This window comes from Bacillus sp. FSL W8-1127 (genome assembly GCF_038006725.1).
Classification (GTDB): domain Bacteria; phylum Bacillota; class Bacilli; order Bacillales; family DSM-4216; genus Bacillus_O; species Bacillus_O smithii.
The window spans coordinates 2,418,685-2,431,084 of record NZ_JBBOVU010000001.1 but is presented as its reverse complement, the minus strand read 5'-3'; the positions used below and the strand labels follow the sequence as shown (position 1 = coordinate 2,431,084).

At 42.3% G+C, this 12,400-nt stretch carries 8 protein-coding genes and 1 other annotated feature; of the genes, 7 read left to right on the top strand and 1 reads right to left on the bottom strand.

All coding sequences use genetic code 11. The annotated features are described in order from the left end of the window. The first annotated feature begins 34 nt into the window (after nt 1–34). From secDF to dtd, 5 genes are all read left to right on the top strand, one after another. On the top strand, nt 35–2,299 hold the full coding sequence (gene secDF / locus NST12_RS11485; RefSeq protein ID WP_341101285.1) for a protein translocase subunit SecDF: 2,265 nt from the start codon (nt 35–37) through the stop codon (nt 2,297–2,299). A gap of 137 nt (nt 2,300–2,436) precedes the next feature. Then, nucleotides 2,437–4,806, top strand: a complete 2,370-nt coding sequence (recJ, locus tag NST12_RS11480; protein ID WP_341030012.1) for a single-stranded-DNA-specific exonuclease RecJ — start codon at nt 2,437–2,439, stop codon at nt 4,804–4,806. Next, a complete protein-coding gene (locus NST12_RS11475; RefSeq protein ID WP_003355482.1) occupies nt 4,797–5,312 on the top strand; it encodes an adenine phosphoribosyltransferase in 516 nt (171 codons plus the stop codon). The genes recJ and NST12_RS11475 overlap by 10 nt, the downstream gene beginning before the upstream one ends. 463 nt (nt 5,313–5,775) lie before the next feature. After that, a complete protein-coding gene (locus tag NST12_RS11470) occupies nt 5,776–7,968 on the top strand; it encodes a RelA/SpoT family protein (protein WP_270584286.1) in 2,193 nt (730 codons plus the stop codon). A gap of 11 nt (nt 7,969–7,979) precedes the next feature. Then, nucleotides 7,980–8,420, top strand: a complete 441-nt coding sequence (gene dtd / locus NST12_RS11465; protein WP_003355480.1) for a D-aminoacyl-tRNA deacylase — start codon at nt 7,980–7,982, stop codon at nt 8,418–8,420. 35 nt (nt 8,421–8,455) lie between these two features. Here the strand turns inward: dtd and NST12_RS11460 are convergent, their stop codons facing one another. Continuing rightward, complete coding sequence (locus tag NST12_RS11460; RefSeq protein ID WP_341101284.1) at nt 8,456–9,712, bottom strand: N-acetylmuramoyl-L-alanine amidase; 1,257 nt, start codon at nt 9,710–9,712, stop codon at nt 8,456–8,458. 173 nt (nt 9,713–9,885) lie between these two features. Here NST12_RS11460 and NST12_RS11455 point away from each other — a divergent pair, with 173 nt between their 5' ends. Next, on the top strand, nt 9,886–10,059 hold the full coding sequence (locus NST12_RS11455; protein WP_340395997.1) for a hypothetical protein: 174 nt from the start codon (nt 9,886–9,888) through the stop codon (nt 10,057–10,059). A gap of 55 nt (nt 10,060–10,114) precedes the next feature. Then, nucleotides 10,115–10,333: a binding site (T-box leader), on the top strand. Between the two features lie 738 nt (nt 10,334–11,071). Beyond that, nucleotides 11,072–12,337, top strand: a complete 1,266-nt coding sequence (gene hisS, locus NST12_RS11450) for a histidine--tRNA ligase (RefSeq protein WP_061778474.1) — start codon at nt 11,072–11,074, stop codon at nt 12,335–12,337. Nucleotides 12,338–12,400 lie beyond the last annotated feature (63 nt).

Genomic DNA, 12,400 nt, shown 5'->3' with positions numbered 1-12,400 from the left:
TTTGCAGTACATATTTAAGGAGGCTTTAATTGGAATGGTAAAGCGGAGCCGTATTGTTGCCTTTTTTTTGATTGTGATTCTAATCGGAAGCTTGGCGGGGGCAACAACTAAAAATATTTTGAATCATATCAGGCTGGGCCTTGATTTGCAGGGCGGTTTTGAAGTTCTGTACAAAGTCGAACCAGCGAAAAAAGGACAAAAAATTACGGATAAAGTAGTAGCGGATACAGCCGAAGCCCTTGATAAGCGGATTAATGTTCTCGGGGTAAGCGAACCGAGTATTCAAATTGAGAATGGTCATCGCATCCGCGTCCAGCTGGCAGGGGTGGAGGATCAAAATCAGGCTCGTGAAATGTTATCGACTCAAGCTAACTTGACGTTTCGCGATGTCAATGACCATGTGATGCTTGATGGTTCGGATCTTGTCTCCGGAGGAGCGAAGCAATCATTTTCGCAGGATGGCAAGCCGAACGTTGTGCTTAAATTAAAGGACCGGAATAAATTTAAAAAGGTCACTCAAAAAATTGTAAGCATGGCTCCCAATAACCAGCTTGTCATTTGGCTTGATTTTGAAGAAGGAAAAGATTCCTTTAAAAAAGAAATTCAGAAAAAACATCCGAAATTTATATCCGCGCCTAACGTAAACGAAGTATTAGACACGGATCAAGTGACGATCGAGGGCAACTTCACCACCAAAGAAGCCCAAAACCTTGCTTCTTTGTTAAATGCTGGCGCATTGCCGGTGAAGCTGAAAGAAGTTTACTCGACATCGGTCGGCGCCCAATTCGGTGAACAAGCGTTGCATGATACCGTTCTTGCCGGAATCATCGGGATTGCGATCGTTTACTTATTTATGATTTTTTACTATCGGTTGCCGGGTATCATCGCTGTGATTGCCCTTTCCATCTATATTTATTTAGTACTTTTGATATTCGATTGGATGCACGCCGTGTTGACCCTTCCGGGAATAGCGGCTTTGATCCTTGGGGTTGGAATGGCGGTCGATGCCAACATCATCTCGGCTGAACGGGTGAAGGAAGAGATAAGGGTTGGAAAAAGCATTCGGTCTGCCTTTCAAGCCGGTAATAAAAACTCTTTATTGACCATAATTGACGCCAATATTACGACTCTTTTGGCGGCTGCCGTTCTCTTTTTCTTCGGGACAAGCTCTGTCAAAGGTTTCGCGACCAGTTTAATTGTCAGCATCATCGTCAGCTTTATCACCGCTGTCTGGTTATCGAGAGTTTTGCTTGGATTAATTGTTCAAAGCGGACTGGTCAAGAACCGTCCAGGATGGTTTGGAGTTCGCAAAAAAGATATCCACGATATAAAAGAAAACGTAGATACATTAGATTTGAGTACGAAATTTGACCGTTTTGATTTTGTCAAGCATCACCGCAAGTTTTTTGCTTTTTCATTGATTTTGATCATTGCCGGTATGATCGTGTTGGGAATCTACAGGTTGAACTTGGGTATTGATTTTACGAGTGGAACGAGATTGGAAATTATGGCGAATCAGCCATTGACGGAGGAAAAAGTAGCGAATGAGCTGAAAGCTGTCCATCTGAAAGCAGATCGAATTTTGATATCCGGCGATAAGAAAAATATCGGGGCAGCAAGATTTAAAGAAGCGTTGACCAAAAAAGAAATTGCCCAAGTAAAAGAACATTTCCACAAGAAGTTTGGAAACGAGCCGAATGTGAGCAGCGTATCTCCTATTGTCGGAAAAGAGCTGGTGAAAAATGCGATTTACGCTTTGATCATCGCTTCCATAGGGATCGTTATCTATCTTGCATTTCGCTTCGAAATTTACATGGGGATTTCTTCCATTGCGGCCTTGCTGCATGACGTATTTGTGATTGTATCCGTCTTTAGTTTAACGAGACTGGAAGTAGATCTTACATTTGTCGCCGCCGTGTTGACAATCGTCGGTTATTCCTTAAATGATACGATCGTCACGTTTGACCGGATTAGGGAAAATCTGAAAAAACGCCGCCGCATTAAATCGTATGATGAATTGGCTGATATTGTAAACCGCAGCTTGCGGCAAACGTTGACCCGTTCGGTGAATACGGTTTTAACCGTGTTGATTACTGTTGTGGCGCTGCTTCTTTTCGGAAGCGAATCGATTCGCAATTTCTCCATTGCTCTTTTCATCGGATTGATTTTCGGAACCTACTCTTCCTTGTTTATTGCCGCTCAATTATGGTTGGTGATGAAAAAAAGAGAATTGAAGAAGAAAGGTTCCTTAAAAACGTATAAAGAAAAACGCAAATGGAGCGACGAACCGCAAGTATAAATGAAATAAATAACATCTTTTAAAAGCTGCAGGATCATCCTGCGGCTTTTTTCATGGCATCGAACTGTGGGGGGTGAATCCGTCATTGAAAGCAGAATATGAGTTTTGTATAATAGGATGAGTTGAGGGGTGAACGTATGTTAAAACCAAAAACCCGATGGATTGTTCGGAAACATCTCTCGGATGAGACTGTTCGAACATTGTCAAATGAACTGGCTATCAGCCCTCTTTTGGCCGAACTGTTAGTGAACCGTGGTATTACCGAGGTAGAATCGGCACGGTGTTTTTTATTTGATAAAGGAGAAAGCTTTCATGATCCATTTCTCTTAAAAGATATGGATAAGGCAGTTCGTCGCATAAAAGAGGCCATTAAAAACGAAGAAAACATTTTGGTATATGGAGATTATGACGCCGATGGTGTGACAAGTACATCGGTTATGGTTACCGCTCTACAAGATTTAGGAGCGAATGTTGATTATTACATACCGAATCGATTTACCGAAGGATACGGACCTAATGAAAATGCTTTTCGATTGGCAAAATCGCGCGATATTCATTTGATCATTACCGTAGATACGGGGATAGCGGCTGTGAAAGAAGTGGCTCTGGCAAAGGAATTGGGTATGGATGTCATTATAACGGACCATCATGAACCTGGTCCTGTCATTCCTGAAGCATTTGCCGTTATTCATCCCAAGCATCCGGAAGGAAATTATCCGTTTCCTTATTTGGCAGGTGTAGGAGTGGCATTCAAGACGGCACACGCTTTATATGGCGAGCTGCCGGAGAATCTATTAGATTTAGCCGCCATCGGGACAGTTGCTGATTTAGTGCCGCTTTTGGGAGAAAACCGTTCTCTTGTAAAAGCAGGCTTAAAAAAACTGCAGCAGACAAGTCGTTTGGGCATTCAAGCGATTTGTCGATTAAACGGCGTATCCTTAGAAGAGATCAATGAAGATACTATTGGTTATATGATAGCCCCTAGACTGAATGCCGCCGGAAGATTGGATTCTGCTTATCCCGCCGTTGACTTGCTTCTTGTGGAAGATCAAGAAACGGCTCTTTCCATTGCAGAAGAGATTAATCGGATGAATGCAGATCGGCAGCAAATGGTAAATGAGATGACGAAAGAAGCAGTGGAAATCGTTGAAACTTCCTATCCGCCAGACCGGAATCCCGTCCTTGTGATCGGGAAAGAAGGTTGGAATCCCGGCGTTATCGGGATTGCTGCTTCTCGGCTTGTTGAAAAATACTATCGACCCGTTATTATTTTAAGCTTTGATCGGGAAAGCGGGCTTGCAAAAGGATCTGCCCGCAGCATTCAAGGATTTAACTTGTTTGATAGCTTATCGGAGTGCCGCGATCTATTGCCCCATTTTGGCGGACATACGATGGCAGCAGGAATGACGATGAAAATCGAAGACGTAGATCGATTGCGCAGCCGAATGATCGAATTGGCTCGAGAACAGCTGAATGAGGAAGATTTTATACCACAAACGGAAGTGGATATGGCCATAAACCTGGAGGATGCCGAGCTGTCGATGATTGAAGAACTTCAGCTGCTTGCCCCTTTTGGTACGGAAAATCCGAAGCCAACGTTTTTACTGGGGGATCTGGCTTTTCGCAACATGCGGAAAATCGGTGCAGATCAATCTCATTTGAAAATGCAGCTCGCCAGTGGTGACGCCTCTTTGGACGCTATCGGTTTCGGCATGGGAGAAATGGCTGATCACATAGCTCCTCAATCGAAGGTTTCGGTTATCGGAGAACTTGGCATCAACGAATGGAATCATATCAAAAAGCCGCAGATCGTCCTGCAGGATATTCAAGTAAAGGAATGGCAGCTGTTCGATGTCAGGGGAATGCGGCAACTCGATAAGTGGATGGATCTTGTTCCGGATGACAGGATTTTGATTGTCTTTCATGAAGACACGATAGCCCGGCTTCGACTTCAACCTCTTGAAAAAGATCTTGTCGTCGTTTCTAATTTGGAAACAGCCGCTAATCTCGATATTTCCGGTCGAAATATCGTTTTTATGGATTTGCCTCCAAAAAAAGAATATATGGAAATCTTGCTTTCTCATAAGAGTCCGAACAGAATTTATGCCCATTTTTATCAAGAAAAGCAGCATTATTTCAGTACAGTGCCCACAAGGGAGCATTTTAAATGGTATTATGCTTTTCTTCTCAAACAGAAAACTTTTGATTTAAAACGATACAGCGGCGATTTGGCTAAATACCGGGGATGGTCGAAAGAAACGATTGAGTTCATGTCCAGAGTGTTTTTAGAACTCGGATTTGTTACAATAGAAGATGGCCTTATTTCATTAAATGAAGCGCCGGCTAAGCGAGATTTAAATGAATCCAAAGCTTATCGCGAAAAACAGGAGCAATATCAAATCGAGAACGAACTGTTATATTCAAACTACGAACAATTGAGAGATTGGTTTAATCAATATTTTTATTTGTCTCAAAATCATGAGGAGGAAACTAAAACATGGATTTGAAAAAGTATATTGCTGTCGTGCCTGACTGGCCTCAGCCTGGAGTGCAATTTAAAGATATCACGCCGCTCATGGATAATGGCGAAGCGTTTAAATTTGCGACTGATCAAATCGTAGCCTATGCAGAAAAGAAAAAAGTAGATATAGTCGTAGGACCTGAAGCGCGTGGGTTCATTGTAGGCTGTCCTGTTGCTTATGCTCTTGGAGTTGGATTTGCGCCTGTAAGAAAAGAAGGTAAGCTTCCTCGAGAAACGGTAAAAGTAGAATATGGCCTTGAATATGGAAAAGATGTGTTAACCATCCATAAAGATGCCATTAAACCGGGGCAAAGAGTATTGATTATCGATGACTTATTGGCAACCGGAGGAACAATCGAAGCAACGATTAAACTGGTGGAACAACTCGGCGGTATCGTTGTTGGCATTGCCTTTTTAATCGAATTGGCCTATCTGGAAGGACGCAAGAAGCTGGACGGGTACGATATTCTGGCGTTAATGAAATACGAATAAACGACTCTCTTTTATGAGAGTTTTAAGGTATGGCACTCTTTTTTCGAGTGTTTTTGCTGATGCGACTCGATCAAATGTAGAGAAACGCTCATTTTTGATGGAAAACGCTTGGACAATTTTGTTTTAAGCGGTACAATAATGTTACTAGCCGAAGACGAAAAAATGGATGAAAAGCCCTTTTTATAAGGGCTTTTTGGTCTTCTTAAAAAGGTCGAACGATAACGAAAGATGAATCCTTTTCATTGTCCAGCGGGCAAGGCAGAGAAAATGGCGGCTCAGATTGGCAGGAGATAATGGCGAAAAGGGCTGTAATAAAGATTAATCGACAAAATTCAACATTCTTTTCAATAAATTTGAATAGATGACTTTACATCTATTCTTTTTTTAAAGATAATAGAAAAATAAAGTTATTTTTAAAACTCAATACCCAAATATTTTTAAAATTACAAAGGTGAGTATTTATATGGCGAAAGATCAGGTATTAACCGCCGAACAAGTAATCGATCGGGTGAAACAATATTTAAATGAAGAGCATGTAGCTTTAGTATATAAGGCCTATCGTGTGGCAGAAGAAGCACACAAACATCAATACCGGAAATCCGGGGAACCTTATATTATGCATCCGGTGCAGGTTGCAGGCATTTTAGCGGATTTGGAAATGGATCCTGCAACAGTGGCAGCGGGTTTTTTGCATGATGTCGTGGAAGATACGGAAATGACCCTCGACGATTTAAAGAGGGAATTTAATGAAGAAATTGCCATGCTTGTGGATGGAGTCACGAAGCTTGGCAAGATTAAATATAAGTCTCATGAAGAACAGCAAGCGGAAAATCACCGGAAAATGTTTTTGGCCATGGCTCAAGATATTCGAGTGATTTTGATTAAGCTTGCTGATCGTCTGCACAACATGCGTACGTTGAAACATTTGCCGGCTGAAAAACAACGCAGAATCGCCAATGAAACGCTGGAAATTTTCGCCCCGCTTGCTCACCGGCTGGGAATTTCTAAAATCAAGTGGGAGTTGGAAGATACCGCACTTCGCTATTTAAACCCGCAGCAATATTATCGAATTGTCAATCTGATGAAGAGAAAGCGGGCTGAGCGCGAAGAATACTTGGAAGAGGTCGTTGAAGAAGTGAGGGAGCGGCTGAAAGAAGTCTCGATTGAAGCGGAAATATCAGGCCGCCCTAAACATATTTACAGCATTTACCGGAAAATGGTCATAAAAAACAAACAATTCAATGAAATATACGACTTATTGGCTGTAAGAATTTTAGTCAACAGCATTAAAGATTGTTACGCGGTGCTTGGAATTATTCATACATGCTGGAAACCGATGCCGGGGCGTTTCAAAGATTATATTGCCATGCCGAAGCCTAATATGTACCAATCGCTGCATACGACTGTCATCGGTCCGAAAGGCGATCCTTTGGAAGTTCAAATCAGGACTTTTGATATGCATCGCATCGCTGAATATGGGGTTGCTGCCCACTGGGCATATAAAGAAGGAAAAACGCTTGATGAAAACTCTTCTTTTGAAAAGAAACTTTCTTGGTTCCGTGAAATTCTTGAGTTTCAAAAAGAATCGGCCAATGCGGAAGAATTTATGGAATCTCTGAAAATTGACTTATTTTCCGATATGGTATTTGTATTTACTCCAAAAGGAGATGTCATCGAGCTTCCGTCCGGCTCTGTTCCGATCGATTTTGCCTATCGCATTCACTCGGAAATCGGCAACAAAACGATCGGTGCAAAAGTCAATGGAAAAATGGTGACTCTTGATTACAAGCTGAAAACTGGGGACATCGTGGAAATATTGACGTCCAAGCATTCTTACGGTCCAAGTCAAGACTGGATTAAATTGGCCCAAACGTCCCAAGCGAAAAATAAAATTAAACAGTTTTACAAGAAACAACGGAAAGAAGAAAACATTGAAAAAGGTCGGGAGCTTGTAGAAAAAGAAATCCGCAATATGGATTTTGATTTAAAAGAAGTAATGACGCCGGAAAATATTAAAAAAGTAGCTGAAAAATTCAATTTCTCATCGGAAGAAGATATGTACGCAGCTGTCGGCTATAATGGCATTACCGCTGCCCAAATCGCCAACAGATTGACGGAAAAATTGAGAAAACAGAGAGATGAAGAAATCAGTGTTCAAGAATCGGCGATCAAAGAGCTGAAAACATTCCCGACTACTAGTAAAACGAATGTCGGTGTTCGAGTAAAAGGAATCGATAATTTGCTGCTCCGCCTTTCAAGATGCTGCAATCCGGTTCCTGGAGATGACATCGTCGGCTATATTACGAAAGGACGCGGTATTTCCGTTCATCGTGCGGATTGTCCTAATATCCATACTGAAGAGACGAAAGATCGTTTAATTCCGGTCGAATGGGAAAGCAATCCGGAAAATCATAAAGAATACAACGTAGAAATCGAAATATCGGGTTATGACCGCCGCGGTTTATTAAATGAAGTCCTCCAAGTGGTCAATGAAACAAAAACCAATATTTCAGCGGTTACCGGCCGATCCGATCGCAATAAAGTAGCTAGAATACACATGTCGATTTTCATACGCAACGTCAGCCACTTGCATAAAGTGGTGGAACGAATTAAGCAAATACCAGACATTTATGCGGTAAGAAGAATTATGAATTAAGGGTGTGGAAAATGAGAGTCGTACTGCAAAGAAGCAAAGAAGCTTCCGTCGAAGTGGACGGAAAAACGGTCGGACAAATTTCATCCGGTTTTGTCCTTCTAGTTGGAATCACTCATGAAGATACAGAAGAAGACGCCGCTTATTTAGCGGAAAAAATTGCCGGGCTAAGAGTATTCGAAGACGATAAGGGAAAAATGAACTTATCCATCCTTGATGTAAATGGAGAAATTCTTTCCATATCGCAATTTACTTTATATGGCGATACGAGAAAAGGACGGCGTCCCAATTTTATGAACGCCGCTAAACCGAGCCATGCAGAGCCTTTATATGATCGTTTTAATGAATTATTGCGCGAAAAAGGCGTGCACGTGGAAACCGGCCGATTTGGAGCGATGATGGACGTCAAATTAGTCAACGATGGGCCGGTCACCTTAATATTGGAAAGCAAATAACGTGATTTTAAGAGGATGGCCGACTGGCCGCCTTTTTATTGTGAAAAATAAGAAATGAGACCGTTGTAAATGCCGGTTGTTGCCTGCTCTTGATAGGGAAGGGTGATAATGGTTTGCTCTTCCTGTGGATTGCTTAAAAAACCAAGTTCAAGCAAAACAGAAGGTTGACTGTTTTCTCTTAGTACGTAAAAATCGCCTTTTTTAACGCCGAGAGAAAAAAGCGGACTTGCTTTTTTTACTTGCATTTCCACCGCTTGAGCCAGCCTCTGTTGATAAGGATGATAGTAATAAGTGGTAAAGCCCCGAATATTTTGATTGTGGTTGCTGTCAAAGTGGATGCTTATGAAGGCATCGGCTCCTAAAATTTGGGACATGGCCACTCTCGAAGCCAGCGGAATATAGGAATCATCCTCTCTTGTTAAAAAAACATGCGCCCCAGCCCGTTCCAATTTTTCGTATAAACGTTCTGCTGTTTCCAACGTTAAAATTTTTTCCATAGTGCCGCTTGCTCCTTTTGTTCCTCGGTCTTTTCCTCCATGCCCCGGATCAAGGACGATGGTTTTTCCTTTTAGAACGCTTGGATCCAGTGCTGATTGGGAAGAAACATTGGCTTGATGAACAGCGACTACCCAGCTGGCTATATACCCTGTCTGCCCTTTCGATAAATAAATTTCATACCAATTTCCAACCTCTTTGTTGATCGGATAACGATCACCCGCATTTGCTTTTGCCGTAACAGCGGAATCGGTAGATGGTTCAGTTCGAATATTGGTATTGTTGTAAAGAACGACGGCCATCCTATTGTTCAAAACGTTTTCTTTTTGATCATTGAGGCGAATAAATTGTTGATTTACCCAAGCTGTTTGGTTTTGGTATTCGATTTGCACCCATTCATTTTTCGTTTGTTCGGCCTTCACTGAATCTCCGCTATTCAACTTTCCGACAATATCTCCTTGCTCTGAAGGAATGTTTCGAACATTGACGTGGTCTGCTATGATGATCCCTTGTCGGCTGAAATCGCTCTGTTTTTGATCCAACGTAGTTAAGTAGCCGGCGATCCATCCTTTTGTTCCATTCTTTAATTCAATTTTGTACCAGCCGTTTTGTGATTCCAGCACAGAATAGGTTTCGTTGTTTTTCACGTTGCCGATGATTCCAAAAGAATAGCCGGGGCCTTCCCGAACATTGACGACATCAGTGTTTACGGTGATGCTGTTTGCGTAAGCCAAGCTAGTCTGAAGCAAAACAATCAAAAGCGACAAAAGAAACAACGTCAAAAAACGTGTACCCATCACTCACCATCCATGTCTGTTTTGATTCTGATCCGTCTTTTGAAAGGAACTCACTGTTTCAATTCTTCTTTTTCAAAAAAAATCCTGTTTTTTTATGAAAAATTAGGAAAAAGGAAATAATAGAAACAATCTCACTGCGGATGGATCAGATTTTACGAAAGGCAGGTATCATCATGCGGGCAAACGATAAACAAACAATGGTCTCAAGTGAAAACAAGCCTTTATTTGGCATCCATTTCCATGATCGTATAGATAGAGAAGAAGCGAATTTATGGGAGCTTGCTTCTGAATTCGGTGTGTCTCTGAACGAAATCAAGCGGATAAAAAAGAGGCTTGAACGTTCTTGAGAAATTCCTTATAATAAGGACATTGGCATGTGCGAATTCTATCAAACACATATAGATAAAACCAATGAGGGAGAAGAGTAGTTAAAAACGCATGCAAAGAGAGGAAATGCCTTGGGCTGAAAGCGTTTCTGCATGGCTGTTTAACGAAAAACACTCCTTAGGTTTCCCTCTGAACTTTTAGTAGGAGGGAACGCAGATGGCGTTAACGGACAAAGTGGGAGCAATTTTCGCTCCAATTAGGGTGGTACCACGGGAATCTACTCTCGTCCCTTGTTTTGGCAAGCGCAAGCAAGGGGCGAGAGTTTTTTATGTGCGCCCGGCATGTACATGAACTATAGGGTGTAAGTCCCAAACCCCGAAGACAGAAGTAGAGGTTAGCCAAGAGCAAGGGTGTCCGTGGTGACGCGGAATCTGAAGGAAGCTGGAGGCAAAACACCGGTCCGAGGAACACGAACCTCATATAAGGCTAGGTATGATTGAGTGAGTTTGCATAACAAAACAAAGCTCTTTCTGTCGAAGGTCATATCGAGTAAATGAGGCGGATAGATGGTGTGAAAGTGCATGTACTTACCCGGGGAGGTCTGGCGGATATGTGAAGTACTCTTCATAACCTACTTAGTGATAAGTAGCTGAACCGTCAGAAGTCAGCAGAGGTCATAGTATTAGTTGGTCTAGAACAACTAAGAAGGACCGAACAATTAAGAGAGAATAGCCCTTGGTATTCAGTGAGTCATGATGAACACAGAAAACGTAGTACCTCACTTGAGGGAGGAAGCGGTGAATCCCGTGGGAGACCTCTTGGAGGGTGGAGTGACCACTGGCATAAAGAGAACAGCTATTCACGGAAGTTATAAAGACTTGCGTCAATTATCTTAATTGAACCGCCGTATACGGAACCGTACGTACGGTGGTGTGAGAGGACGGGAGTTAATCGCTCCCTCCTACTCGATTAGCCCGATGGGTTCATCCGTAAGAACTCATGTACATAGTGGTTAGGTACGAAGGAGGAGAAATCATGATACAAATTCCAAGAGGCACTCAGGATATCCTTCCGGGAACTGTAGAAAAATGGCAGTGGATTGAGCAAACGGCCAAAGAGGTTTGTCGGACCTATAATTATTCTGAAATTCGTACTCCGATTTTTGAACACACTGAGCTTTTTCAGCGGGGGGTCGGAGATACAACGGATATTGTGCAAAAAGAAATGTACACGTTTGAAGACAGGGGCGGACGCAGTCTGACGCTTAGACCGGAAGGAACCGCTTCTGTCGTCCGTTCTTATGTGGAAAATAAAATGTACGGAGATCCTAATCAGCCTGTTAAGCTGTTTTACACAGGGCCGATGTTTCGCTACGAACGTCCTCAGGCCGGACGTTTTCGCCAATTTGTCCAGTTTGGGGTTGAAGCGATTGGAAGCGAGGATCCGGCTATAGACGCTGAAGTCATTTCAATTGTCATGACTATTTTCAAAAAGTTAGGTCTAAAAAATATTCAACTTGTCATAAATTCGTTGGGCGATAAAGAAAGTCGACTTGCTCATCGGGAAGCTCTTATTCAGCATTTCAAACCTCGGATCGGTGAATTTTGTGCTGATTGTCAAAATCGGCTGGACAAGAATCCGCTGAGGATTTTAGACTGCAAAAAAGATCGCGACCATGAATTGATGAAGACGGCTCCATCGATATTGGATTATTTAACAGAACCTTCCAGAAAATTTTTTGATAAAGTTCAATTTTATTTAAAGGAACTTGGAATTGAATTTATTGTAGATCCTACGCTTGTCCGCGGATTGGATTACTACCATCATACCGCTTTTGAAATTATGAGCAATGCTGAAGGATTCGGTGCCATCACGACTTTATGCGGCGGCGGACGATATAACGGACTTGTCCAAGACTTGGGAGGTCCGGAAATGCCGGGAATTGGCTTTGCATTCAGCATCGAACGGCTTTTGCAGGCACTTGAAGCGGAAAAAGTCAAATTGCCTGTAGAACGAGGTCTCGATTGTTTTCTTGTTTCTTTGGGAGAGGAAGCAAAAGATTATTCCGTCAAGCTGTTGCAAGAGCTTCGCCATGCCGGAATTCGGGCCGATAAAGACTACCAAGATCGAAAAATGAAAGCTCAGTTGAAACAGGCGGACCGGTTAGGCGCTCGCTTTGCGGCGATTTTAGGTGAAGACGAATTAAAGAAACAGGTGGTCGTCCTAAAACAGATGGAAACAGGTGAGCAAAGAGAAGTTCCTATTGACCGGCTTGTTTCTGAATTAAAAGAAATATAAAGTACGAATCAATCTGTATATCGACCCCTCTGCAAAACAGAGGGGTAAATGCCAAGATCAATG

Coding starts and splice junctions, on each gene's coding strand:
- secDF (WP_341101285.1), top strand. CDS start 35: ATGGTAAAGCGGAGCCGTATTGTTGCCTTTTTTTTGATTGTGATTCTA.
- recJ (WP_341030012.1), top strand. CDS start 2,437: ATGTTAAAACCAAAAACCCGATGGATTGTTCGGAAACATCTCTCGGAT.
- NST12_RS11475 (WP_003355482.1), top strand. CDS start 4,797: ATGGATTTGAAAAAGTATATTGCTGTCGTGCCTGACTGGCCTCAGCCT.
- NST12_RS11470 (WP_270584286.1), top strand. CDS start 5,776: ATGGCGAAAGATCAGGTATTAACCGCCGAACAAGTAATCGATCGGGTG.
- dtd (WP_003355480.1), top strand. CDS start 7,980: ATGAGAGTCGTACTGCAAAGAAGCAAAGAAGCTTCCGTCGAAGTGGAC.
- NST12_RS11460 (WP_341101284.1), bottom strand. CDS start 9,712: ATGGGTACACGTTTTTTGACGTTGTTTCTTTTGTCGCTTTTGATTGTT.
- NST12_RS11455 (WP_340395997.1), top strand. CDS start 9,886: ATGCGGGCAAACGATAAACAAACAATGGTCTCAAGTGAAAACAAGCCT.